The organism is Entomomonas asaccharolytica, from assembly GCF_016653615.1.
Classification (GTDB): domain Bacteria; phylum Pseudomonadota; class Gammaproteobacteria; order Pseudomonadales; family Pseudomonadaceae; genus Entomomonas; species Entomomonas asaccharolytica.
Genome location: NZ_CP067393.1, coordinates 1,105,920 through 1,132,535 on the forward strand (window position 1 = coordinate 1,105,920; position 26,616 = coordinate 1,132,535).

Sequence of the window (26,616 nt, forward strand, 5' to 3'; positions counted from 1 at the left end):
TTTTTAAACAAATTAGTATGAGCGTTTGTTTGAGCTTCGCTGTATTTGGTAGTTGTTGGGCGCAGACAAATGATCCATGGCAAGGTTTTAACCGAGGTGTTTATAAGTTTAATGATACAGTTGATCGTTATACTTTAAAGCCTATTGCCAAAGGATACCAAAAGATTACGCCAAAGTTTGTACAAACTGGGGTCAGTAATATGGTCGATAACTTAGGCGAAGTTCGAAACTTTGGTAATAATGTATTACAGCTAAAATTGCATGATGCAGGTGTAGATTTAGCACGTTTTGGCTTTAATAGTACTTTTGGTTTGCTAGGTTTCTTTGATGTAGGCTCTAAAATGGGGTTACAGCGTAATGAACAGGATTTTGGTTTAACACTAGCACATTGGGGTGTACCAAGTGGTCCTTATTTAGTGTTACCTTTCTTTGGCCCGAGTACTGTTAGAGACGCTACAGGCAGAGTACCAGATTTCTTTATGGAGATTACACCATATATTAATGATAGGGGTGTTGAATATAGTATCTGGGGTACTGAGATTTTAGATACGCGAGCTCGCTTATTATCCCTTGAAGAGATGATTGTAGGCGATCCTTATATCTTTATACGTAATGCTTATTTAGAAACTCGCGAATATAAAGTCAAAGGTTATGTAGAAGACGATTTCTAGTTAAGCCAAGAACATAAGTAATAAAAAAGGGGCTAATTAAGCCCCTTTTTTATTAGGTACTAATTATTTTTCAAAACGCTTAAACACTAATGTTGCATTAGTACCACCAAAACCAAAGCTATTAGACATAACCTGATTTAATGTTACATTTTCTACAGTAGAGGTTTGAATAGGTAAGTCTGCTACTTCTGGATCTAATGTTTCAATATTAGCAGAACCAGCAATAAAATTACCTTCCATCATCAATAAGCTATAAATAGCTTCTTGTACACCTGCAGCGCCTAGAGAGTGACCTGATAAACTCTTGGTAGAGCTAATAGGAGGCACTTTACCATCTTTAAACATTTCACGAACGGCTTTAATTTCAGCAATATCACCGACAGGTGTTGATGTACCATGGGTATTAAGGTAATCAATAGGGCCTGTTACAGTAGATAATGCTTGTTGCATACAGCGTAGTGCGCCTTCACCACTTGGTGCAACCATGTCATAACCATCAGAAGTTGCGCCATAACCTACTAATTCTGCATAGATTTTAGCACCACGTTTTAAAGCGTGTTCCAGTTCCTCAACAACTAACATACCACCACCACCAGCAATAACGAAACCATCGCGGTTAGCATCATAAGCACGTGAAGCTTTTTCAGGGGTATCATTATATTGGCTAGAAAGTGCACCCATTGCATCAAACAGGAATGATTGTGTCCAATGTTCTTCTTCACCACCACCAGCAAATACCATGTCTTGTTTACCCATTTGGATTTGCTCCATAGCAATACCAATACAATGAGCACTTGTAGCACATGCTGACGAAACAGAGTAGTTAAGGCCTTTAATTTTAAAAGGGGTCGCCAAACAAGCAGATACCGTACTACCCATAGTACGTGTTACGCGATAAGGACCTACACGTTTAATGCCTTTTTCACGAAGTGTGTCTAACGCTTCCATTTGATTAAAGGTAGAAGCACCACCACTACCTGCAATTAAACCAACACGAGGGTTAGAAATTTGCTCTTCGGTTAAATTAGCATCAGCAATAGCTTGCCTCATTGCTAAATAAGAGAAAGCAGCAGCGTCACCCATGAAACGTTTAATTTTACGATCAATAAGCTCTTCTAAATTTAGATCAATTGATCCACAAACATTACTGCGTAACCCCATTTCCGCATATTCTGGATTAAAACGGATACCTGAACGACTAGTGCGAAGACTAGTTGAAACAGTTTCTTTATCGTTGCCTAGGCAAGAGGTTATGCCTAAACCAGTAATCACAACTCGACGCATACGAATAACCCTTAGAAGTTGTCAGTGGAAGTAAATAAGCCAACACGTAAGCTGTCAGCAGTGTAGATTTCTTTTCCATCTACGCTAACACTACCATCTGCGATGGCTAATATCAATGAACGATTAATAGTACGTTTAATATGAATATGGTAGGTTATTTTTTTAGCAGTGGGAACAACTTGACCTGAAAATTTTACCTCACCCGCACCAAGCGCTCTACCACGACCAGGATTGCCTTGCCAACCAAGATAAAAACCAACTAATTGCCATAATGCATCTAAGCCAAGACAGCCAGGCATTACAGGGTCTCCAATAAAATGGCATTGAAAAAACCATAGATCAGAGCGAATATCTAATTCTGCAATGATTTCACCTTTGCCATATTTGCCACCTGTAGCATTGATATTAATAATTCGGTCCATCATCAACATATTGGGCGCAGGTAATTGAGCGTTGCCCGGACCAAACAGCTCTCCTCGACTGCATTTTAGCAAATCTTCATAGGAATAACTGTGTTGTGGTGTCATGTAAACTCCTTAGATCATTTATAATTAAAATGTTTATAGCTACCTACCTAACTATTAGCTATTATGCTTATCTATTGGCACAAAAAGATTATAAATAATCTAGTAATGTAACGAGTAGTGGCTATTGTTTATATATATAAAAGTGGTATTTTACCTTTTAATGATTTAAAAATACAAACATTCTAAAATATTGAATTAATAATTTAATATTAAATGATATTGCATAGTTAGATATTTACTGTAAATAAATAGGTTTGGTATGAGTAGTAAGAGAACTGTAGCAGTGATTGGTGGTGGTAGTTTTGGAACAGCATTGGCTAATTTATTGGCAGAAAATGGCCACAAAGTTTTAATGTGGATGCGTGATGCTCAACAAGCAGAGATTATTCGTACTGAACGGCAAAGCCCTCGTTACTTAAAAGGTATATCTATTCATACAGATGTTGAACCTACTACTGATTTAGCTAAAGTAATTCAACCTGATTTATTGTTTATTGCTTTACCTTCTAGTGCTTTACGTGACGTATTAAAGCCAATCGCTGATGAGTTAAATAATAAAATATTAGTCAGTATGACTAAAGGAATTGAGGCCAATACTTTTTTATTAATGAGTCAGATTCTGCAAGAGCTTGCACCTCAAGCCAAGATAGGTGTGTTATCTGGCCCTAATTTAGCAAGAGAAATAGCTGAACATGCTTTAACCGCTACTGTAATTGCCAGTGAAGATGTGACTGTTTGCCAACAAGTGCAACAAGTGTTACATAGCCGAACTTTTAGGGTTTATGCCAGTAATGATCGCTATGGTGTTGAGTTGGGCGGAGCTTTAAAGAATGTATATGCCATTATGTCTGGTATGACAGTAGCCTTAGGGATGGGGGAAAATACCCGTGCTACATTGATTACTCGCGCTTTAGCAGAGATGACAAGATTTGCAGTAAAACTTGGAGCCAACCCTATGACTTTTTTAGGATTAGCAGGGGTAGGGGATTTATTGGTTACTTGTAATTCTGCTAAAAGTAGAAATTATCAAGTGGGTTATGCTATTGGACAAGGATTATCCTTAGATGAGGCGGTAAGTCGCTTAGGTGAAGTGGCGGAAGGGGTTAATACTTTAAAAGTATTAAAAGCAAAATCCGATGAGTTAGGGATTTATATGCCCTTAGTAACAGGCTTATATGCCATTATATTTGGTGGCATGAGTTTAGAGAAAGTGATTGAAAAACTGATGTTGGCAGAGCCTAAAACAGATGTTGATTTTATTTCAACAGAAGGTTTTTAAAATAAAAGGGTAAATACACCCTTTTATTTTAATTCAAACATATCAGCATCTTGATATGCTGGGAAGGACTCCCGAAATGCTAAAAGTTTACTGCCAGAAAGGGTATAGTTAAAGATACCTGCTTTATCTTGGCAGTTAATTAATTGTTCCCCTAGATAATCTAACAGTTGACTATCACCACTATAGGGGTAGCCTTTGCCATCTTTACCAATACGGTTAACAGCTGCGGTATAGCATAAGTTTTCTATAGCTCTTGCAGGTAGTAAGCGATTCCATTGTTGACGTCGAGCTGAGGGCCAGTTCGCCACATATAACAGTAAATCTGTATTATAAGGATCGCGACTCCAGACTGGGAAACGTAGATCATAACAAATAAGAGGGCGAATTTTCCATCCTTTGTGTTCCACTAAAAGTTGGTGTTCACCAGCAGAGTAATGCATATGTTCATTAGCCATACGAAATAGATGGCGTTTATCATAATGTACCATGGTGCCATCAGGCCTAGCCCAAAATAAGCGGTTAAAGTATTTACCACTGTTGGTACGAATAATTAAACTACCTGTGACAACAGCTTGCAATTGTATAGCAGATTGTCTTAGCCACTGAATAGTTTGACCATCCTCTGACTCGGCTAGTTTTTCTGCATCCATTGAGAAACCTGTAGTGAACATTTCAGGCAAAATAACGAGATCTGTTCCTTTGGCTTGCTCAAATATTTGATCAAAATGAGCTTTGTTGGCTTCTGGGCTTTGCCAAACCAAATCGGTTTGAACTAAAGCAATATTTAAATCTTCTAAACTGCGCATAATCTCTCCGCTGCTTGACGTAGCGTGTCATCTTTTTTAGCAAAACACAGGCGAACTAATCGCAATGATTGAGGAGGTTGTTGATAAAATACAGAAATAGGAATTGCAGCTATACTATGTTTTTTGACAAGCCATTCTACCATTTGTAGATCGTTAAAGTCTGGCTTGATGCGACTATAGTCTAGTAATTGGAAATAAGTACTGGGTGTGGGTGTAAAAGTAAACTGAGAGGCAGTTAACAAACTACAAAATAGGTCTCTTTTTTGTTGGTAAAAATCAGCTAGCTCTATTAAATGATTAGGCTGCTTTGCCATAAAGTCAGCTAAGGCAAATTGAAGGGGGGTAACGGTTGAAAAGCTAACATATTGATGTATTTTGCGAAACTCTGTTGTTAGTTCTGCTGGCGCTACAACATAGCCGATTTTCCAACCTGTTACATGGAAACTTTTGCCAAAAGAGCTGATAACAAAAGACCGCGCGAATAACTCGTCATGGGTTAGCAAACTATGGTGAATAGCTTGGTCAAATACAAGATGCTCATAAACTTCATCACCAATTAGATAAATATCTTTATTACGAATAATAGCAGCTAGTTGTTGCAAATCTTGTGCTGTTAATGTGGCTCCACTAGGGTTATGGGGCGTATTAATGATAATAAGACGAGTTTTGGGGGTAATGGCATCTTGTAGTTGCTGCCAATCTATTGTGAAATGTGGCAATTGCAAAGGAATATGAATGCAACGACCCCCTGCTAGTTTAACGGCAGGCTCATAACTATCATAACAAGGATCAAAGACAATGACTTCTTCACCTGTTTTAATCACTGCTTGAATAGCACAAAATATAGCTTGAGTGGCTCCTGGTGTAATAGTAATTTCAGTATTTTCATTTACTTGCTTATTATAGAAATACTGAATTTTTTTGGCTATCTGCTCCCTTAATGGTTGTATACCAATCATGGGCGCGTATTGATTATGACCTGAGAGTGTATATTCACTAACTGCTTCACGTAATGCTAAAGGGCCATCAAAGTCTGGAAAGCCTTGAGATAGATTAATAGAGCCAGTTTCAGCAGCCAGTTGTGACATCTGGGTGAAGATTGTAGTACCTAAATTAGGCAATTTGCTATAAAAAGACATAATTGATAACTCTATGGTATTTCTTGTGTTTGTTGTTTAGGTGGTAAGGGAGCGAAGTATCCCACAATCAGTAATAAAATACCCACTATAGTAAAAGAAATAATACGTGCTAAGCTACCACTATTGCTTAACTCTATAAAAAATAGTTTTACTACAACCACTGCTATTAGGCAAGCACCGATTAACCAAAGTTCCCTATAGACTTTTTTATGACCAGCAATCATCAATGCTAGAGCTATAGATGTCCAAAGAATAGAGAGACTAGCTTGTACTATCATTGATTGTATTTGATCTTCAAAGTGAAACGGAACATGCGCCCAGTGAAATGCGGTACGGAAAACAATTGCTGTACTCAATGCAAAGAGTGAGATACCTATTATAACTTGGATTATACGTTGCGTAGTTTTTGCTGTGATCTCAAATTCATTAAGGTACTTATGTAACCACCAGATAGAACTGGCTAAAGATAACAGTAGCCCTAGCTCTAATGGGTTTAATAAAGGAATATAAGGGATATTAGGTAGATTTCCTGTACTAAAAGTATTTGCTAACCAGAACCAGCTCAAGGTTAATACCGCAATGGGTAAAGAAGCAATAAAACAATACTCTCTGCTAAAATTATTAATAGGCCAAGGTAGCTTTTGTTTATAACAAATAAATAACAACCAACAACTAGGTATAAACATCCATACTAGCCAATGCCAAGCGTTAGCATTTATTATGGAAGTTGGTGGTAGTAATTGATTTAATGCCAAGGTTAAAACAGCCATTATTAGCCACAGGCCAACCATATGGCAGAGAGTTAAAACATTCTCTGGTAATAGTTCATGTAATCGTTTTAAATTAAAGAAATGTACAGCAAATACCATTCCCCAAGCTAACCAGCCAAATTGGCTAAAAGGAGAGAGGTAATTATTGCTGAAAATGGTGCATGCTATAGGTACAAGTAGTCCAGTAACTAAAGCTAGATCACGCCATTGATAACGTTTAGCTATTAAACCATATAAGAATAGACTAATAGCAGTTGTTAATAATAACCAAGTGGATTGCCAACTTGTATCAGCAACACGTGTTATCTCGCTTATAAAAGCAAAGCCCCACCAACCCACTCCCCAAATTAATAATATTCGCGCAATAGGTTGTGCCGTTTGTTGAAGCATTTTTATTGAAATAGGTTGTTGTATTCGCCATGCGGCAAATAATGCAACCATACTAAGAATAATCGGAGTCAAGAAAGTAATATGACCAAATGCTGGTAAATCTGTGGTTGTAGGTATGTTATTAGCAAATGTTAGGGTAGCGATAACTTGTAAAGCTAAGCTAAAATAGAAAGGTAGTATAAGGTTAAAGCGAACAGCTAATACAAAAATAAATAAACCACTGATAGACCAACAACTTGCTACGATATGCCAAGGTAATACAAATAGAAGAGCAAGGTTGGTAAAAATTAATCCTAATAATAGAATAATGTTTATGTTATAGCGTAATGTTTGATTTTGTGGATTACCATTATCTTCCGTTATAAATAAGCCATTGGTGAGTAATAGTAAGCCAAATATCATACAGGTAATGAGTTGATACCAATCGGCATTGATTGCAGAACCTAAATATTGTGTATTTATTCCTGTAATAAACACAAAACCTGCTAGTAATTGAATGATTAACCCATAATTAAGGAAAAGAGAAGATTTAATTTTTAATCCTAACCACATTGTAACTATGCCTGCAACTGCCCAGCTTACAGCAGTTCCTTGTTGCATAAAGTGCAATGGCGCTACTAAATAGATAAAGCTAAGACCTGTAATACTAAACAGGGTAGTTAAGCTTCGTTCTGCGGTCTCTAAATCTGCATAATATTTTTCTGCTTGATAAAAACTAAATAATAAAGCGATACCTAGCATTAAAGCTCCCAGTGAAGAGCCAGCTAATAATGTTTGGTTGCCTAGGTTAATTTCAGTAATAAAGGCAATGGCGGCAGCAAATTGTAAAAATACTGCAAATAATCGACCAATTTTGCGTTGTTGTCTTAAGCTAACCCAGAAAATTCCAGCGCCTTCTATTGCCCAAGAAGCAGAAGTCCAACTAGCATTAAATGCAAGCGGAATAGTCAGACTGGTAAATACTACACCAAGAGCTAAACAAGTTTCGGTTAATAATGAAATACGTTTGCTAGCAAACTTATAAAAAATAGTAGCTTGTAGTAAATAGAAAATACCCAATATAAAGGAACTAACAGCAAAACCGTATTCAATATGATTGATTAGGGAATACTGTAAGCCTAAGCCGACAATGGGAGTACCAAAGATAACAGTTGCATCAATGTAGTCAGTTTGCCGAACCGACCATTGTAATAGAGCATTACGTTCTTCGGGTGCATGATCAGCATCATAGAGTTTACGACGAGCAAATAATAAGCCTATTACAATATACATAACAAAGAAAATAATAAGGAAAGGCTCAGTACTCCAGAATAAGTTGGGGGTATAAGATTTTATTCCCCAAGCAAAACCTATCCCAAATGTGCCTACAAAACCAATAAGATTTAGCAGACGCCATGTTTTAAACCATGCAATAGACAGAATACCTGCATTCAATAACACAAAATAACTGAATAATGTAATATGACTACCCCCACCTGATGAGGCTAAAAGGGGTGCAGCAAAGCCTCCAAAAGCCGCAGCAGCAGCTAAGCTAAGGGAGTTTTGGAATATAGCGAGTAGGGCGGATGAAAGAGTAATAAGTAACAATAAAACAAAAACAGTATTAGCAGGCAATAGCTTATGTAGATACATGGCGGCATAACAGGTTAAATAAAGTACCGCTACACCAGTACCTTGTAAAATAAGGCCATAGTTGTTCTCAGTATTGCGTAAGCGCCAACCTAAACCAATTAATACTAAACCACCAATGGCAACACCGATGTAACGGCCTTCAATGGGAAAAGTCATCCCTTCTGTGGCATAACGTAATAAGAAGGCAAGTCCAAGAAATAAAATAATAGCACCTATACGTAATATCGTATTACCACCAAATAACCAATTACGGGCCATATCAAATATATCGATGCTATTTTTATTGGCATTGATTGTTGGTGCTGGCTTGCTAACTGGAGGTTGTTGTTTAACTGGCTGTATAGGTGTATTGATAGCTCTATCTTGCGGCAGTTGATTTCTTGGTTGTGGTTTTTGCTGTTTAATAGGTTGCGTTATTTCTTGAGTATTAATAGTGTTTGTAATAGGGGGAATAGCAATATTTTGTTTATTAGTAAGTGGTGTATCTTGGGCAATAGTACTTTCAGTAGATTTTGTTATCGTTGATTCAACAGGTTCACTGGTACTATCTATATTTTGTTGAGTATTTTGTTCTGTAGCAGGATTAGCATTTATTGGTTTTATGGTAATAGGTTGCTCTATAGGTTTTTGAGCAGCAACAATGGCTGAGGCTTGCTCTGTAAAGTTTGTTTGAGAAGCAACAGGTTCATTTTGTTCGTTAATACTACTAAAAGTATGCAGATGTTTATTAATATGGATAAGTTGTTTAGCTGTAGATTGCTGACTTTGCTCTAATTGAGCTTTTAATAATTGTAATTCTTTTGCTTGTTTTTTATTCTGATAGGTCAAATCTTGAAGACGAATGCTATGACCTAGTAGTAACCCAAAGATGGCTCCCATTAATAAAGATGAAAATGATTGGTTTACTGATAAACCAAAAAAACCACCTATCAGCATCAAAATCCACTGCATAACTTTTATTCCTATTATTTTTTAAATAAACGTTTAAATAATAATGATTATTTAGTGGAGTAACATTAATTATTTATTAAAATAAGCCAAATTAATATTCAGTTAAGTATTAGTTTGGTTTTAAATAATTAACTTAAAGAAAAGCTGTATAGCACATTAGTATTCTTTTACAATGAATGTGAATAAGAAATTATAAATAATGTTATATTGACTAATATAACTTTTTACACGCTTGTTTTATGGAGATTAATAAATGATTTACTCAGGTAAAAACATTAAAGTTTTAATGCTCGAAAATAATATTGCTGAGTTGAATTTTGATGCTACAGATTCATCTGTAAATAAGTTTGATACATTAACTTTACAAGAATTGCAGCAAGCAGTCACTGCAATTAAAGCTGAGCAGTCAATTCAAGGATTATTAATAACAAGTAGTAAAGACACTTTTGTAGTGGGCGCGGATATCACAGAGTTTATTCCTTTATTCCGTGAGCCAGTAGCTAAGCAAAAGGAAACCTTTACAGCTGTCCATACATTATTTAATGAAATTGAAGATTTACCCTATCCAACAATTTCTGTTATCAATGGTTTAGCATTAGGTGGTGGCTTAGAAATAGCATTAACAACTGATTTTCGCGTGATGAGCACTACTGCGCAAATAGGTTTTCCTGAAGTTGGTTTAGGTATTTGTCCTGGTTATGGTGGAACTGTACGTTCCACACGTTTGATAGGATTAGCTAATGCGTTAACATGGATGACTACGGGTAAAAATAATAAAGCAGCCGTTGCATTACAATTAGGTGCAGTCAATGCAGTCGCTGAAAATGATCAATTAAAAGAAGTGGCTATAGATTTATTGAGAAAAGCAATTAAAGGTGAAATTGATTATACAAAACATCGCCAAGTCAAGCTTGACCCTGTGCAAGACAATGAAGCTGAACAGCAAGCAGCTTTTAAAGCAGCAGAAGAGGCTAATAGCAAAATGGCTGCGAATTATCCAGCCGTTGGTGAGATTATTAGTCTGTTGAAACAGAATATTAGCTTACCTCGTGATAAGGCTTTGTCGTTAGAAGTGGATAGTTTTATTAAACTGGGACAAACTGATGTGGCTGCAAGTTTAATTGGCCTGTTTATGAATGAGCAGGTGATAAAACGTAAAGCGAAAGCTTATGTAAAGAAAGCTCAACCTGTAAATTATGCGGCAGTGCTGGGCGCAGGTATTATGGGGGGCGGTATTGCTTACCAATCAGCGGCCACTGGTACTCCTATTTTTATGAAAGATATTAATGACCATGCTAATGAATTAGGTATGGCAGAGGCAAATAATATTCTTAGTAAAAATGTTAAACGTGGCAAGTTTACAGAACAACAAAAAAATGAAACATTACAACGTATTCATCCTACGCTTAGTTATGATGGTTTCGATAAAGTAGATGTTGTCATTGAGGCGGTAGTAGAAAGCCCTAAAGTTAAAAAAATGGTATTGCCAGAGGTAGAAGCGAGTCTAAAAGATACGGCCATAGTCACCTCAAATACCTCTACTATTTCTATTAATTTATTGGCAGAATCTGTGAAACGTCCAGAGAATTTCTGTGGTATGCACTTTTTTAATCCTGTGCATGCCATGAAATTAGTGGAAGTCATCCGTGGTGAAAAAACCACTGAAAATACCATTGCTACTATTGTGGCTTATGCACAAAAGATGGGTAAAGCACCTATTGTAGTTAATGATTGTCCAGGATTTTTAGTCAATCGCGTATTGTTCCCTTATTTAGGTGGTTTAGAATCGTTAATTGCGGATGGTGCTGATTTTGTTAAGGTAGATAAGGTAATGGAAGCATTTGGTTGGCCAATGGGACCTGCCTATCTATCTGATGTGATTGGTATGGATACCTGTTGGCACTGCCAAGAAGTATTATCTGATGGCTTTCCTGATCGGATGAAGAAAGAGGGTGAGGATGCCATTGCAGTTCTATATAAAGCAGAGCGATTGGGACAAAAGAATGGTAAAGGATTCTATGTATACAGTAAAGATGATAGTGGTAGACCTAAAAAAGAAGCAGATTCAGTCACTTATGACTTACTTAAACCATTGGTTAAGCAATCAAAAGAAATATCTGACCAAGAAATCTTAGAAAGAATGATGGTACCATTCTGTATGGAAACAGTCCGTAGTTTAGAGGAAGGTATTGTTGAAACAGCAGCAGAAGCAGATATGGCCATACTTTATGGCTTAGGTTTCCCTAGATTTAGAGGGGGCGCTTTACGTTATATTGATACCGTAGGGGTAGCCAACTTTGTGGCTATAGCTGATAAATATAAGAACTTAGGTGCTATTTATCATGCCACTGTTAAGTTACGTGAAATGGCTAAAACAGGCCAACGTTTCTTTGATTAAATATTGAGAGAGTTAGTCCTTTTCGGCTAACTCTCTTATATAGAGGTTAAGATTTTGTTAAGAGATTATTGTTTAGGTGTTGTCATATTAGCTTTTTGTACTGCTTGTAGTACATCTGATGCTAATGTTACAGATAAGCGATCAAGTACTTTAGTTGAAGGGTCTGAAGCGTGGTTTGTTTGGGTTGATAGGCAAGTAGTAAGTGCTGATACTATGGGACATGGCCCTGATTTAGGTTCAGCGGAGTGGTGTGGAGTAATTGAGGCAAAACTATTTAATAGAGCGTCAGGCTTAGAGCCTTGTTCTACTGCATGGAACAGTAAAGCAACCCAAAAATTACAAGCTAAAAAATAATTAATCTATTGTTTAGTGTTTTTTAACTCTTTAGCAGCTTGCTCCAATATATTGATAATTTTTAGCTTATCTTCTGATTGAACATTAATACTGTCTAAATAAATAGAAAAACCTTTTGCTTCATGCTCAATGTAATAGCTTTCTTTATTTAGTTTACTACGTAGTCCAACAACCTCATAAATCCTAATTGGTCTAGAGAAACCTTTTACGGTGATTTCCCCTTTATCACGACAAAGAATAACATCTTTTATTAGGGCGTAAGTTTCTTCAGAAATAAGAATTTCACCAGGCTGAGCAGCGTTTTCAAGGCGGCTAGCTAAATTAACTTCGCGGCCTATAATGGTATAGTCCATACGGGTATTAGCACCAAAATTCCCTACTGTACAAAAGCCCGTATTAATTCCTATGCGTATTTCTAAATGGTTAGTAATACCTTTGGATGTCCAGTAATTACGAACATGTTTCATATGGTTTTGCATTGCTATGGCCATTGAAGTTGCTGCAATTGCATCTTTTTGTGCACCTAGGCTATTTGTGTCACCAAAAAATACCATCATGCTATCACCCACAAACTTATCAATAGTGCCATTATAACTTTGAGCAATATTAGACATTTCCGTCAAATAGTGATTAAGCATTTCAGTGAGCACTTCAGACTCAAGCTCTTCTGATAGTTGTGTAAAATCTTTGATATCTGAGAAAAAAATAGTCAATTTTTTACGCTGTGTTTCAATACGCTCATATTTTTTTATACCAAAAATAGATTCCCATACTTGTGGTGAAATATATTTATTTAGTTTTTGAGCAATAATTTGTTGTTCTTTCTCATTATTTGCAATAATCTGTTTGAGTTTTATTTTCTCCAGTTCTCCTTGGTATATATAGCGGCCACAAACAAATAAATAAAGACCTGTGCAGAATACATTGATAATAATTAAAGTAGTAGGAGGCTGAGGAATAAAAGGTTGTTCAAATAGAATGGTAAAAACGGTAATAAAACAAAATAGTACAAAGATTGCTGCAAGTGTATATCTAGCATTGCTATTTAAGTAAGCATTAAAAATAATAGTGATAATAAACAATAAGGTAATGATATTGTTCTCACCTAATAATAACGCAACTAGGCTAACAACAGCTGCATCTAATAGAATAAGCGCTAGCTGATCTTGACGGTTTTTAGTGCCCGTTAAAGATGATAAATAACCAATGCATGGAGTTATAATTGCTAAACATAGTAAAACAATAAAGGTAGAACGTTCAAAATAGCCAATATATTGTCCTACAATAGCCGTAATAGCTAATGAAAAATAGGCAAAAAAACGTAAGTGATAAAGAGAAATTTTCTGCATTAAGTTATTGTCTTAATAAGGTTAATAATTGTTAATTACTATAAATTATTAAATTATAGGCAATGATGACTATCATTACTACGAATTTATGGTGTTATTGTTATAATTATGTAAAATAAAAGTATATATTTTAAGAAAAAAACAATATTTTTTATTTTGTCATAGTTTTTAATAAGCTTTTTGGATGACTTATTGTTAATAACACACTAAAATACTCCATTTTAATTTAAGAGGGGGCGGAATCCCCATTCTTCATTGTATGTGCTACGAGGAAAATTCATGCAAGTTTCTGTTGAAAACACTTCTGCTATTGCTCGCCGTATGACTATTGAGATTCCTAGTAATCTTATTCAATCAGAAGTAGGAAAACGTTTAAAAAACGCGGTTGGTCATGCGAAAATGAATGGTTTTCGTCCTGGTAAAGTTTCTAAAACTACTGAAAAACGTTATAGAGATTCAATTCTACAAGATATTATGTGGGAAAATTTTGAGCAAGCATTGAAAGATCAGAATATTGCTCCTGCAGGTCAGCCTTCTGCTATAGAGCCAGAAGAGTTTGTACAAGGTAAAGATTTTAAATATGTGGTTGATTTTGATATAGCACCAGCAGAAATTGAGCTTGTTGATCATTCTGATATTGAAGTAACTCGCCCTGTGCATGAATTAACAGATTTAGACGTAGAAGAAATGATTACGGCTTTAAGAAAGCAAGCTTCTACTTTTAAAGAAGTTGATCGTGAAGCAAAAAATGAAGATCGTATTATTATTGATTTCGTTGGAAAGTTAGATGGTGAGCCATTTGAAGGCGGTACAGCGAATGAACAAGCTTTAGTGTTAGGTTCAAAGCAAATGATTCCTGGCTTTGAAGATGCTTTAATAGGTGTTAAACAAGGTGAAGAACGTACTTTTAACGTAACATTCCCTGCTGATTATCATGCTGAAAACTTAAAAGGTAAAGAAGTTGAGTTTACTGTTAAAGTTTCTAAAGTAGAAGAAATTGAGTTAGCTCCTTTAGACGAAGCTTTATTTAAGCGCTATGGTATGGCAGAAGGTGATGTTGAGAAATTTACTGCAGAAGTGCGTAAAAACATGGAGCGTGAATTACGTCAAGCACTTAAAGGTAAATTGAAGAATCAAATATTTGCTGCCTTGTTGAAAAAGTATGATGTAGAGTTACCAAGAGTTTGGATTGATGGTGAAGCGTCAGCATTGCGTGATCAATCGATCAATCAAATGAATGCGCAGTATGGTATGCAATTAAATCCACAAGATTTCCCATTTGATCGCTTCAAAGAAAAAGCTAAAAATCGTATTTTATTAGGTATGATTATTAGAAAAATTATTGAGAAGAATGAAATTAAAGCCGATGAAGTACGTGTCAATGCAATGATTGAGGATATTGCTTCAGTTTATGAAGATCCAAAAGAAGTAATTGCACAGTTAAATGAAGATAAACAAGGTTTAGAAGGTATTCGTTCTGTTGTATTAGAAGAACAAGTGGTTGACTTGTTATTAGGACAAGCCAAAGTAACTGATAAACCAATGGATTATCAAGAGGCAGTTAGACCTAATGAAGAAATGCATCTAGATGTCTAATTGCTAATTTTAAAGATATTTAGTAATAATAAATAGAAAGCCAGCTTTATGCTGGCTTATTACGCCTTTGAAAATAGAGATTGAGGAAAAGTAAAGTGTCAAAATCCATTTTACAACAAATGAGTAATATTGAAGCAGCTGGTGGTCTTGTGCCAATGGTTGTTGAGCAATCTTCGCGTGGCGAGCGAGCTTATGATATCTACTCACGACTACTGAAAGAAAGAATTATTTTTTTAGTAGGGCAAGTTGAAGATTACATGGCTAACTTGATTGTTGCTCAGCTATTATTTCTAGAGGCAGAAAATCCAGATAAGGATATTCATCTTTATATTAACTCTCCTGGTGGGGTGGTAACAGCAGGCATGGCTATCTATGATGTGATGCAGTTTATCAAACCAGATGTGTCTACTACCTGTATTGGTCAGGCTGCTAGCATGGGTGCTTTATTATTAGCAGGTGGTGCAGCTGGTAAGCGTTATGCTTTACCTCATTCTCGTGTGATGATTCATCAACCGCTAGGCGGATTTCAAGGGCAGGCTTCTGATATTGAAATTCATGCTCGTGAAATATTAAGTATCAGAGAGCGCCTAAATGCAGTATTGGCGAAACATACAGGGCAACCTTTAGATATAATAGCGCGTGATACTGATAGAGATAATTTTATGAGTGCACAAGCCTCTGTAGAATATGGGATAATTGATAAAGTATTGACGAGTCGTACAGCTATTTAATAGATTAGTGAATAAATTGACTTGAAAACGGCAAATTTAGCCCCATTTATTCTGTGTAATGTATACGTAACTTGGATTAATTGAATGACTGATATTCATAATAGTGACAATAACGGTAAGCTTCTTTACTGTTCTTTTTGTGGTAAGAGTCAGCATGAGGTTCGTAAGCTGATTGCAGGCCCAGACGTCTTTATTTGTGATGAATGTGTCGGTCTGTGCGATGATATTATTCGTGAAGAAATTCAGGATCAGCAGGTTTCTGGTAATGACGATCAGAAATTGCCGTCACCGAAAGAAATTAGTGGTATTTTAGATCAGTATGTTATTGGTCAAGAACGAGCTAAAAAGATTTTGGCGGTAGCTGTTTATAATCACTATAAACGTTTAAATCGTCGTGATCGTAAAGATGATGAAATTGAATTAGGTAAAAGTAATATCTTATTGATTGGCCCTACGGGGTCTGGCAAGACATTATTAGCCGAAACATTGGCGCGTTTATTAAATGTACCTTTTGCCATAGCTGATGCAACTACGCTAACTGAAGCAGGCTATGTAGGTGAGGATGTTGAAAATATCATCCAAAAGTTGTTACAGCGTTGTGATTATGATATAGAAAAAGCTCAAATGGGTATTGTCTATATTGATGAGATTGATAAGATTTCTCGTAAATCTGATAATCCTTCTATCACCCGTGATGTTTCAGGCGAGGGTGTACAACAAGCTTTACTAAAGTTAATTGAAGGTACTGTTGCTTCTGTTCCTCCACAAGGTGGACGTAAACATCCACAGCAAGAGTTTCTACAAGTAGATACTAAAAATATTTTATTTATCTGTGGTGGCGCTTTTGCTGGCCTTGAAAAAGTGATTCAAAGTCGCTCAGAGCCTGGTGGTATCGGTTTTAGTGCAGATGTTCGTAGTAAAGATACTTCAAAAAAATTAAGCCAAGCTTTAAGTGAAGTAGAACCAGATGATTTAGTTAAATATGGTTTGATTCCAGAGTTTGTAGGGCGTTTACCTGTTATTGCAACGTTAGAAGAGCTTAACGAAGAAGCATTGGTTGAGATTTTAATAGAGCCTAAAAATGCCTTAACCAAGCAATATGAAAAGCTGTTTGAAATGGAAGGCGTTGAGTTAGAGTTTCGTGAAGATGCGTTAAAAGCTATTGCAAAAAAAGCATTAGAGCGAAAAATAGGTGCTCGTGGCCTACGTTCAATATTAGAAGGTATTTTATTAGATACGATGTATGAAATCCCTTCACATCAAAATATCAGTAAGGTCATTATTGATGACAATGTAGTTACTGGTGGTAAACCATTGTTGATGTATACAAATGATGAGCAACCAAAAACAGCAGTATCCGATGCACAGTAATATTAAGCCCTATATTATTTTTTAGTATAGGGTTTAATGTAATAAATTAGTGTTATACTGCTACACGTATTAATTCTTATTCCCTTTACATGCCAGAGTTGACTATGAATATAACACCTGACGTGCCTCTATTACCTTTAAGAGATGTGGTGGTTTATCCTCATATGATAATTCCACTTTTCGTAGGTAGAGAGAAGTCTATTGAAGCATTAGAAATTGCCATGCAAGGGGATAGAAAAATTCTGTTGTTGGCGCAAAAAAATCCTAGTGATGATGAACCTTCTGAGAAGGGACTCTACACTATAGGGACTTATGCTACTATTCTACAAATGCTCCGTTTACCAGATGGTACTGTTAAATTACTAGTAGAGGGTGAGAAGCGAGCTAGCGTTGAATCAATTGATCTTAAAAGTGATTATTGCAAAGCTGCGATCAGTTTAATAGACGAGCAGGTGCTGGAAGGTGAAAAAGTTGAAGTACTTAATCGTACTTTAATCAGTCAATTTGAACATTATGTACAACTTGGTAAAAAAGTACCTTCTGAAGTGCTTTCTTCATTAAATGATATTACTGATACAGGTCGTTTAGTAGATACTATTGCTGTACATATGTCTTTGAAAATAGAACAAAAGCAAGAAATTTTAGAGATTATTGATTTGGCTGATCGTGTGGATCATGTACTTTCACAATTAGACACTGAAATGGAGTTGTTACAGTTAGAGAAACGTATTCGCGCTCGTGTAAAAAAACAAATGGAGCGTAGTCAAAGAGAGTACTACCTTAACGAGCAAATGAAGGCTATTCAAAAAGAGTTAGGTACCTCAGAAGATGGTACTAATGAAATTGATGAGCTTAGCCAACGCATTGAAAAAGCAGGAATGACCAAAGAAGCTTTAGAAAAAGCTCAGGTTGAGTTAAACAAATTACGCCAGATGTCACCAATGTCTGCTGAAGCTACAGTAGTTCGTTCCTATTTAGATGCATTAATCAATGTACCATGGAAAGTTAAAAGTAAAGTAAGATTAGATTTGCCTAAAGCAGAGCAAATTCTAGAAGAAGACCATTATGGTTTAGAGGAAGTTAAAGAGCGTATTTTAGAGTATTTAGCTGTTCAAAAGCGCGTTAAAAAATTAAAGGGCCCTATACTTTGCTTAGTGGGGCCACCTGGTGTTGGTAAAACTTCATTAGCAGGCTCTATAGCAAGAGCAACTAATCGTAAGTTTGTCAGAATGGCATTGGGTGGGGTACGTGATGAGGCTGAAATCAGAGGTCACCGTCGTACTTATATTGGCTCGATGCCTGGTCGTATTATTCAAAAAATGACTAAAGTAGGGGTGAGAAATCCACTATTTTTGCTTGATGAAGTAGATAAAATGTCAAGTGATATGCGTGGCGATCCTGCATCTGCTTTATTAGAGGTATTGGATCCAGAACAAAACCATAACTTCAATGATCATTATCTCGAGGTAGATTATGATTTATCTGATGTAATGTTTGTTTGTACTTCAAACTCTATGAATATTCCACCTGCCTTATTGGATCGGATGGAGATTATCCGTTTACCGGGCTATACTGAAGATGAAAAGGTCAATATTGCGCAGCGTTATTTGGTGCCTAAGCAGTTGGAAGCCAATGGTTTAAAAGATAAGGAAGTGTCTTTTTTAGAGTCGGCACTACGTGATATTATTCGTTATTATACGCGAGAAGCTGGTGTACGTGACTTGGAACGGCAAATCGCTAAAGTTTGTCGGAAAATAGTCAAAAAGAATGTTGCTAAGTCTAAGGTGACCTTAATTAAGGTAAAACCTGTTAGTTTAGAAGAATTACTAGGTGTACGTAAGTACAGTTATGGTAAAGCAGAAGAGCAAGACCAAATTGGCCAAGTAACAGGGCTTGCTTGGACACAAGTAGGTGGTGAGTTATTGACTATTGAAGCTGTGGTTGTGGATGGTAAAAGCCAAACCATTCGAACAGGCTCTTTAGGTGATGTAATGCTTGAATCGATTACTGCTGCTTTGACAGTGGTACGTAGTAGAGCTAATACATTGGGATTAGCTAGTAATTTTTATGAGAAAAAAGATATTCATATCCATATTCCTGAAGGTGCTACACCCAAAGATGGGCCTAGTGCAGGGATAGGTATGTGCACGGCTTTGGTTTCTGCATTAACTGCTATTCCAGTGAAAGCAGATGTGGCAATGACTGGAGAAATTACATTACGAGGGGAAGTACTTGCTATTGGTGGATTGAAAGAGAAACTATTAGCAGCTCGTCGTGGTGGCATTAAAACCGTCATTATACCTCAGGAGAATATGCGAGATCTTAAGGAAATACCAAAGAACATTTTAAGTGACTTACAAATTAAGCCTGTTAAGTGGATTGATGAGGTTTTGCAAGTTGCTTTACAGTATATGCCCGAGCCTTTAGAGGTTGTAGATGGAAATGTAACTACTAAAGACGAAAAGCATGATAAAGCAGATACAAAGCATGTAAGTACCCATTGAAGTTTGCTACTATAAGCATTTAACGAATATGGTATAATGGCTTTGTTTTTTTAAACAAACTTGAGTTAAGAGGGATAGCGTGTGAATAAGTCAGAATTAATAGATGCCTTGGCAACAAAAGCAGGTATTACTAAAACAGCGGCTGGTGTTGCCTTAGATGCAGTTTTAGCATCTGTTACTGAAGCTTTACAAACTGGTGATTCTGTAGCCTTAGTTGGTTTTGGTACGTTTAGTGTAAAAGAGCGTGCTGCTCGTACTGGACGTAATCCTAAAACTAAAGAACCAATTAAAATTGCAGCATCTAAAGTGCCTTCTTTTAAAGCAGGTAAGTCTTTAAAAGATGCTGTAGTTTAATATAAGTAGTTTTGATTTTCAGAAAATCTAAAAGGCGCACTCTGGTTTTAGATGCGCCTTTTTTAGTTAATTCATTGATGAGTTAAATAGCTTAAGCCACTTTCGGAGGGGGCATGCTGCAAGAAATTAGAGATAAGTCACAGGGTTGGATTGCCAAGACAATCATTGGTGTTATCGTGCTTTTACTAGCCTTAACAGGTTTCGAAGCTATCTTTAGAGCAGTCAGTAATGATGGCGAGGTAGCCAGTGTTAATGGTGAAGGTATAGCAACAGCAGAGTTTAATGATACTTATCAGCAGCAACGCTATATTTTAAGTGCTAATGGTCAGTTTGATGGTACACCAGAGGCAGTTAAAGAGTTAAAGAAATTAGTAACAGATAATTTAATTAATTATCGTATACTTGTGCAAGCAGCTACTAATGCTGGCTTTAGTTATTTGCCAGAAGCTTATATTAAGCACGCAATTGAAAATAACCCTTTATATCAAACAAATGGTCAGTTTGATTATAGTCTTTTTGAACAAGATATTAGAAGTTATGGTTATGGATCTGACAAACAGTTTGTAAGAGATCAATTAGACCGTAATTTATTGAGCCAATTACAAAGTGGCATAGTTGATGCCAATTTTGTTACAGACGATAGGACTCAATATTTAGCTAGTTTGTTAGAGCAAACGCGAGATTTCTCTTATAAAGAATTAGAAGCAAACAAAGTAGCTAATATTTCTGATGAAGAAATCAAAAATTGGTATGAAAATCACAAAGATACTCTAAAAACACCAGAGCAAGTAGTTTTAGAGTATATTGAGTTAAATAGAAATAGTTTTCTTGAGCAAACTACAGTATCTGATAAAGAGTTAAATGATCTTTATGCAAAGAAAGTAGTTGAGTTAAATAAAGCAGCGGTAAGACAAAGAATTGCTCATATATTAATTCCTATCACAGCTAATCAAACAGCAGAGCAAGCAAAAACTAAGATTGATGCCATTGAAGCTGAATTAAAGCAAGGTAAAGATTTTGCTGCTGTTGCAAAAGAACAATCACAGGATACAGGAACGGCTGACAAAGGTGGTGATTTAGGTTTTGTTACCACTGAAGATTTACCTGACCCTGAAGCATTTGCTCCAGTATTAACCACACTAACCAAAGTAGGGGACGTTTCTGAGCCTGTTCTTTCGCGTTTTGGTTGGCATATTATTAAACTAACGGATGTTCAAAAAGCTTCTGTTCCTAGTTTTGAATCGTTACGTGAGCAGTTAGCTGGTGAGCTAAAACAGCAAAAGGCGTATGACGCTTATTTAGCAGAACAAAGAAAGTTAGATGCTGCTGCCTATGAAAATTATGATAACTTGGCACAAGTTGCTAAGGACTTTAATTTAACATTAAAAGAAACCAAACCTTTTGGTCGTGAAACAGGTTACGATGTTATTACCACTAACGATAAAGTTATTAAAGCAGCTTTTAGTGATAGTTTATTAAAGAATGAAGAAAATAGTGGGATTATTGAAGTAACACCTAATACTTCTATTATTGTTCATGTTAAACAGCATTTGCAGCCCTCTAATATGACCTTAGAGCAAGCGACACCAGAGATTAAAGTAGCATTACAGAAAGAAAAAACACAGTTAGAAGGTGAGCAATTAGTTGCTGATCTTAAAGCTGGAAAAGTTGCAATTAATGATACTTGGAAAACCTTTAAATCTGTAAAACAACCTTTACAGTTATCTGCAGAAGAGTTCCAAAAGCTATCACTTACTCCTGACATTTTAGAGTCATTATTTGCAATACCTAAGCCTGTAGAGGATAAGCCTAGTATTTATGGTACTACCTTAAAAAATGGTAATTATGCAGTGATTGCTCTGTCTAAGGTAAATGAGTTTGTGGGTAATTTATCTGATGAAGATAAACTACAATACCAAACATTGGCAGCTAATGACTCTGCCAATAAGCTTTGGGAAGAGTATAGGCAATATCTCAAAGATAATGCTGAAATCAAATATTTTGATAATGAAGAGTAAGCAAATCAAATTAAAAGCAGCCACTAAGCTGCTTTTAATGATTATATGAAGTGAGAGCAACAGTGACATTTAATGAAATTGATTGGTGTATTATGGGCATCATCATTATTTCAACAGTGATTAGCTTATGGAGAGGTTTTATCAAGGAAATTTTATCACTGATTATTTGGATAATGGCGGTAGTCGTTGCTTGGTTATATGGTGGTTCTTTTGCTGATTTTCTGACACCTAGTATAGAGATTCCATGGTTACGCGTTGTGATTAGTTGTGGAATTTTATTTATTTTAACCCTCGTAGTAGGAGCTATTATAAATTTTGTATTATCGCGTCTGATTAAAGCAACAGGACTTTCAGGAACAGATCGTTTTCTTGGTATGTTTTTTGGTGCGGCAAGGGGTGGTATAGCCATTGTGATATTTGTTGGTTTATTAATGGATACACCAGCCAGCGAGTCTAATTGGTGGAAAGACTCTGAATTAATACCTCCTTTCTTGGTTGCTGCTAATTGGTCAAAAAATGTTGTTTTAGGTGGTTGGCAATCTGTACCACAGCCAGTTGATATTCCGCTTCAACCAAATACAGATTTACCTGTATCATCATCTTCTGAGTAGCATAGTGAGGGTTTAATTCATGTGTGGCATTGTAGGTATTGTAGGAAAAACAAATGTCAATCAGGCACTGTATGACGCTTTAATTGTTTTACAACACCGTGGACAAGATGCAGCAGGCATTGTAACTTGTAAAGATAATAAATTATTCTTACGCAAAGATAATGGTCTCGTTCGAGATGTATTCCATACTAGACATATGCAACGCTTGGTGGGTAATTATGGCATAGGGCATGTTCGTTATCCTACTGCTGGTTCATCTAGCTCAGCGGAAGCCCAACCTTTTTATGTGAACTCTCCTTATGGTATCACTTTAGCCCATAATGGTAATTTGACGAATGTGGAGCAATTATCAAAAGAGACTTATGCATCAGATTTACGTCATGTTAATACCACCTCTGATTCTGAAGTATTGCTTAATGCTTTTGCCCATGAATTAGCAAAATCTAAAAAATTACATTTAGCACCTGATGATATTTTTGATGCTGTGACAACATTATATCGCCGTTGTAGCGGTGGTTTTGCTGTAGTTTCAATGATTTTAGGTCATGGTATTGTAGCTTTTCGTGATCCTCATGGTATTCGTCCTATCGTATACGGTCATCGTCAGACAGAGTTAGGAATGGAATATATGGTGGCTTCTGAAAGTGTAGCGCTTAACGTATCAGGTTTTACACTGATTCGCGATTTAGCGCCTGGTGAAGCATTATATATCACAGAAGATGGTGACTTATTCACAAAGCAATGTGTAGAAGTTGAGAAATTTACACCTTGTATTTTTGAGTATGTGTATTTAGCACGTCCTGATTCTATTATGGATGGTATTTCTGTCTATAAATCCCGTTTAAAGATGGGTGAAAAGCTAGCAGAGAAAATACTACGAGAACGTCCAAATCATGATATTGATGTCGTTATCCCTATTCCAGATACAAGTAGAACATCTGCTTTAGAGTTAGCCAATCATTTAGGGGTTAAGTTTAGAGAAGGTTTTATGAAAAACCGTTACATTGGACGGACTTTCATTATGCCTGGCCAAGCAGAACGTAAGAAATCGGTAAGACAAAAACTTAATGCTATCGATTTGGAATTTAAAGATAAGAATGTGTTGTTAGTAGATGATTCCATTGTACGAGGAACTACTTGTAAGCAAATTGTTCAAATGGCTAGAGATGCTGGTGCTAAGAAAGTTTATTTTTGTTCAGCAGCTCCTGCGGTGCGCTATCCTAATGTCTATGGTATTGATATGCCTAGCGTTCACGAGTTAATTGCACACAATCGTTCTACTGAAGAAGTGGCAGATTTAATCGGTACAGATTGGTTGATTTATCAAGATTTGGAAGATTTAAAAGATGCTGTACGCTTTGAAGGTTCAGAGGTTCATGATTTTGATTGTGCGGTATTTGATGGACATTATGTAACTGGTGATGTAAGTGCTGAGTATTTAAATCATATTGAAGAAGAGCGTAACGATAAAATGCTTAACCAAAAGAAAGCTGAAACAGCTATTATTGAATTACATAATAACTAGTTATAACGATTGAAATGAGACAGTAGTAGAAATGACTGATAAATGGCAGGCAGGTCGCTTAGATAGCGATTTGCAAGATGTTGGATTAGATACATTAGCAATTAGAGCAGGACAAGCAAGAAGCCCTGAGGGGGAGCATAGTGAGGCTTTATTTTTAACTTCAAGCTATGTTTTTGCTTCAGCAGCTGATGCAGCAGCACGTTTTGCTGGACAGGATGAAGGAAATGTCTATTCACGTTATACTAATCCTACTGTACGTAATTTTGAACAACGCTTAGCGGCTATGGAAGGGGCTGAACAGGCGGTAGCTACTGCGTCTGGCATGTCTGCTATTTTAGCGTTAGTAATGAGTTTGTGTAGTGCAGGCGATCATATCGTTGTTTCGCAAAGTGTCTTTGGCTCCACCATCAATTTATTTGAAAAATATTTTAAACGTTTTGCCATTGAAGTTGATTATGTACCTTTAGCTGATTTAGCAGCTTGGCAAGCCGTATGTAAGCAAAATACTAAATTATTTTTTGCAGAGTCACCTTCTAACCCTTTATCTGAATTAGTCGATATTACTGCTTTAGCAGATTTAGCTCATAGTAAAGGGGTGCTGTTAGCGGTAGATAACAGTTTTTGTACTCCTGCATTGCAACAGCCTATTAAATTGGGTGCTGATATTGTCATGCATTCCGCGACTAAATATATTGATGGCCAAGGCCGTTGTTTAGGTGGAGCGGTGGCAGGTCGTGCAGAGCATATGAAAGAGTTAGTAGGCTTTTTAAGAACAGCTGGGCCGACGATGAGCCCATTTAATGCATGGGTTTTTCTAAAGGGTTTAGAAACGTTGCGACTACGTATGCGCGCCCATAGTGATAATGCTTTATTACTAGCAGAGTGGTTAGTTAAGCAGCCGAATGTAGAAAAAGTTTATTATGCAGGGCTTATAGATCATCCTCAGTACGATTTAGCTAAGCGGCAACAACAAGGTTTTGGTGCTGTGTTAGGGTTTGATGTGGTAGGAGGAAAAGAAGCAGCTTGGCGTTTAATTGATGCTACTAAGCTAATTTCTATTACTGCTAACCTTGGCGATGCTAAAACGACAATTACTCATCCTGCTACTACTACACATGGCAGAGTATCGCCTGAAGCAAGAGCAAAAGCAGGTATTAAGGATGGACTAGTTCGTATAGCTGTAGGGCTTGAAGATATTGAAGATATTAAAACAGACTTAGCTAGAGGTTTGGCTGCTGTTTAACTTTGTTTTGTAGAAGTAAAAAAGCAGGCTTAAAGCCTGCTTTTTTGTTACTTAGTGAGCTTGTTGGTAAAGAAATTCAAGCAAGGCTTTTTGTGCATGTAATCTATTTTCAGCTTGCTGCCAAACCACCGAACGTGGATCATCCAATAAAGTTTCGCTAATCTCCTCGCCACGATGAGCAGGAAGGCAGTGCATAAAGATTACATCAGGGCTAGCTAAATCAAGTAACTGTTCAGTCACTTGGAAACCGTTGAATTTTTCTAATCGCTCTTGTGCTTCATCTTCTTGTCCCATAGAGGCAAATACATCAGTACTTACTAAATGAGCACCAGCTACCGCCTCTTTAGGATCATCAGTAATCTGTACACGACCTTTTGCTAATTCTACAAAGCGTGGATTAGGTTCAAAACCTTTTGGACAAGCTACTTTTAATTGAAAATCAAATTGTACAGCTGCTTCTGCATAGCTGTTACACATATTATTACCATCTCCAATCCATGCCACAGTTTTACCTGCAATATCACCACGCTGTTCGAAATAGGTTTGCATATCTGCTAATAGTTGACAGGGGTGTAAATCGTCGGTTAGGGCATTAATCACAGGCACTCTTGAGTTTTTAGCAAACTCCGTAACATTGTCATGAGCAAAGGTTCTGATCATTACCATATCGACCATACTAGAGATGATAATGGCTGAATCATGAATGGTTTCGCCACGTCCTAACTGAGTATCTCTAGAAGCTAAGAAAATAGCTTGACCACCGAGTTGAATCATACCTGCTTCAAATGAAACACGGGTACGGGTAGATGATTTTTCAAAAATCATCCCAAGAATACGACCATTTAGGGTGTTGTGAGGTATATTGTCACGACGCATTGTTTTTAGTTCTATGGCGCGCTTGATTAACTGCTTTAGTTCGTCTTTTGAGCAATCAAATAGTGACAGAAAGTGCCGTACACTCATAAAAATTTTACCTTGCTGTTAATTTAAGAAATGGAGCTGATTAAATTATAGTCTTTGTAATGATGGTAAAAACTGATGTAAATAGAGAATTATGTCATAAAATCTTTTATAATAAAAGAATAACTATAGGACTTTAGGGTAATGGAGAGG

Annotated in this window: 20 protein-coding genes; 13 read left to right on the forward strand and 7 right to left on the reverse strand. The window is 36.6% G+C overall.

Annotation, left to right across the window (positions count from 1 at the left end; translation table 11 throughout):
- Window positions 1–17 precede the first annotated feature (17 nt).
- Window positions 18–671 (forward strand): MlaA family lipoprotein, encoded by a 654-nt coding sequence (locus JHT90_RS05040; RefSeq protein ID WP_236254095.1) that lies wholly within the window; start codon window positions 18–20, stop codon window positions 669–671.
- A gap of 63 nt (window positions 672–734) precedes the next feature.
- Here JHT90_RS05040 and fabB read toward each other — a convergent pair whose 3' ends face one another.
- Window positions 735–1,955, reverse strand: a complete 1,221-nt coding sequence (gene fabB, locus JHT90_RS05045; RefSeq protein ID WP_201094841.1) for a beta-ketoacyl-ACP synthase I — start codon at window positions 1,953–1,955, stop codon at window positions 735–737.
- 11 nt (window positions 1,956–1,966) lie between these two features.
- Entirely contained in the window at window positions 1,967–2,482 is a 516-nt protein-coding gene (gene fabA, locus JHT90_RS05050) for a 3-hydroxyacyl-[acyl-carrier-protein] dehydratase FabA (protein ID WP_201094842.1), read from the reverse strand.
- Between the two features lie 259 nt (window positions 2,483–2,741).
- Here fabA and JHT90_RS05055 point away from each other — a divergent pair, with 259 nt between their 5' ends.
- Window positions 2,742–3,761 (forward strand): NAD(P)H-dependent glycerol-3-phosphate dehydrogenase, encoded by a 1,020-nt coding sequence (locus JHT90_RS05055; RefSeq protein WP_201094843.1) that lies wholly within the window; start codon window positions 2,742–2,744, stop codon window positions 3,759–3,761.
- Window positions 3,762–3,784: 23 nt separating this feature from the next.
- On the opposite strand, the gene JHT90_RS05060 is transcribed toward JHT90_RS05055, so the two are convergent.
- The 3 genes from JHT90_RS05060 to JHT90_RS05070 are packed head-to-tail and all read right to left on the reverse strand — an operon-like array spanning window position 3,785 to window position 9,449.
- Complete coding sequence (locus tag JHT90_RS05060) at window positions 3,785–4,567, reverse strand: amidohydrolase (RefSeq protein WP_201094844.1); 783 nt, start codon at window positions 4,565–4,567, stop codon at window positions 3,785–3,787.
- On the reverse strand, window positions 4,555–5,706 hold the full coding sequence (locus JHT90_RS05065; RefSeq protein ID WP_201094845.1) for a pyridoxal phosphate-dependent aminotransferase: 1,152 nt from the start codon (window positions 5,704–5,706) through the stop codon (window positions 4,555–4,557). The genes JHT90_RS05060 and JHT90_RS05065 overlap by 13 nt, the downstream gene beginning before the upstream one ends.
- Before the next feature lie 11 nt (window positions 5,707–5,717).
- Complete coding sequence (locus JHT90_RS05070) at window positions 5,718–9,449, reverse strand: DUF2339 domain-containing protein (protein WP_201094847.1); 3,732 nt, start codon at window positions 9,447–9,449, stop codon at window positions 5,718–5,720.
- Between the two features lie 253 nt (window positions 9,450–9,702).
- Between JHT90_RS05070 and fadB the strand changes: the two genes are divergently transcribed.
- Both fadB and JHT90_RS05080 read left to right on the forward strand, forming a co-directional pair.
- On the forward strand, window positions 9,703–11,847 hold the full coding sequence (gene fadB / locus JHT90_RS05075; protein WP_201094850.1) for a fatty acid oxidation complex subunit alpha FadB: 2,145 nt from the start codon (window positions 9,703–9,705) through the stop codon (window positions 11,845–11,847).
- Between the two features lie 54 nt (window positions 11,848–11,901).
- Window positions 11,902–12,201 carry a hypothetical protein gene (locus JHT90_RS05080; protein WP_201094852.1) on the forward strand — a complete coding sequence of 100 codons (300 nt, stop codon included), beginning with the start codon at window positions 11,902–11,904 and terminating at the stop codon, window positions 12,199–12,201.
- Window positions 12,202–12,206: 5 nt separating this feature from the next.
- Here JHT90_RS05080 and JHT90_RS05085 read toward each other — a convergent pair whose 3' ends face one another.
- A complete protein-coding gene (locus JHT90_RS05085; RefSeq protein ID WP_201094854.1) occupies window positions 12,207–13,550 on the reverse strand; it encodes an adenylate/guanylate cyclase domain-containing protein in 1,344 nt (447 codons plus the stop codon).
- Between the two features lie 279 nt (window positions 13,551–13,829).
- On the opposite strand from JHT90_RS05085, the gene tig reads away from it, so the two are divergent.
- The 9 genes from tig to JHT90_RS05130 all read left to right on the forward strand — a co-directional run bounded on the left by tig (window position 13,830) and on the right by JHT90_RS05130 (window position 25,503).
- Entirely contained in the window at window positions 13,830–15,146 is a 1,317-nt protein-coding gene (gene tig, locus JHT90_RS05090; protein ID WP_201094856.1) for a trigger factor, read from the forward strand.
- Between the two features lie 119 nt (window positions 15,147–15,265).
- Window positions 15,266–15,877 carry an ATP-dependent Clp endopeptidase proteolytic subunit ClpP gene (clpP, locus tag JHT90_RS05095; RefSeq protein ID WP_201095775.1) on the forward strand — a complete coding sequence of 204 codons (612 nt, stop codon included), beginning with the start codon at window positions 15,266–15,268 and terminating at the stop codon, window positions 15,875–15,877.
- 84 nt (window positions 15,878–15,961) lie between these two features.
- Complete coding sequence (gene clpX / locus JHT90_RS05100; protein WP_201094858.1) at window positions 15,962–17,248, forward strand: ATP-dependent Clp protease ATP-binding subunit ClpX; 1,287 nt, start codon at window positions 15,962–15,964, stop codon at window positions 17,246–17,248.
- A 104-nt stretch (window positions 17,249–17,352) separates the two neighbouring features.
- Window positions 17,353–19,752 carry an endopeptidase La gene (gene lon / locus JHT90_RS05105; RefSeq protein ID WP_201094859.1) on the forward strand — a complete coding sequence of 800 codons (2,400 nt, stop codon included), beginning with the start codon at window positions 17,353–17,355 and terminating at the stop codon, window positions 19,750–19,752.
- Window positions 19,753–19,833: 81 nt separating this feature from the next.
- Entirely contained in the window at window positions 19,834–20,106 is a 273-nt protein-coding gene (locus JHT90_RS05110) for an HU family DNA-binding protein (RefSeq protein ID WP_201094861.1), read from the forward strand.
- Between the two features lie 113 nt (window positions 20,107–20,219).
- Window positions 20,220–22,124 (forward strand): SurA N-terminal domain-containing protein, encoded by a 1,905-nt coding sequence (locus tag JHT90_RS05115; RefSeq protein ID WP_201094863.1) that lies wholly within the window; start codon window positions 20,220–20,222, stop codon window positions 22,122–22,124.
- Between the two features lie 62 nt (window positions 22,125–22,186).
- Window positions 22,187–22,735, forward strand: coding sequence for a CvpA family protein (locus tag JHT90_RS05120; protein WP_201094864.1), 549 nt, complete (start codon window positions 22,187–22,189; stop codon window positions 22,733–22,735).
- Between the two features lie 19 nt (window positions 22,736–22,754).
- Complete coding sequence (gene purF / locus JHT90_RS05125; RefSeq protein WP_201094865.1) at window positions 22,755–24,260, forward strand: amidophosphoribosyltransferase; 1,506 nt, start codon at window positions 22,755–22,757, stop codon at window positions 24,258–24,260.
- 31 nt (window positions 24,261–24,291) lie between these two features.
- A complete protein-coding gene (locus JHT90_RS05130; RefSeq protein ID WP_201094866.1) occupies window positions 24,292–25,503 on the forward strand; it encodes an O-succinylhomoserine sulfhydrylase in 1,212 nt (403 codons plus the stop codon).
- Window positions 25,504–25,554: 51 nt separating this feature from the next.
- Here the strand turns inward: JHT90_RS05130 and argF are convergent, their stop codons facing one another.
- Complete coding sequence (gene argF, locus JHT90_RS05135; protein ID WP_201094867.1) at window positions 25,555–26,466, reverse strand: ornithine carbamoyltransferase; 912 nt, start codon at window positions 26,464–26,466, stop codon at window positions 25,555–25,557.
- Window positions 26,467–26,616 lie beyond the last annotated feature (150 nt).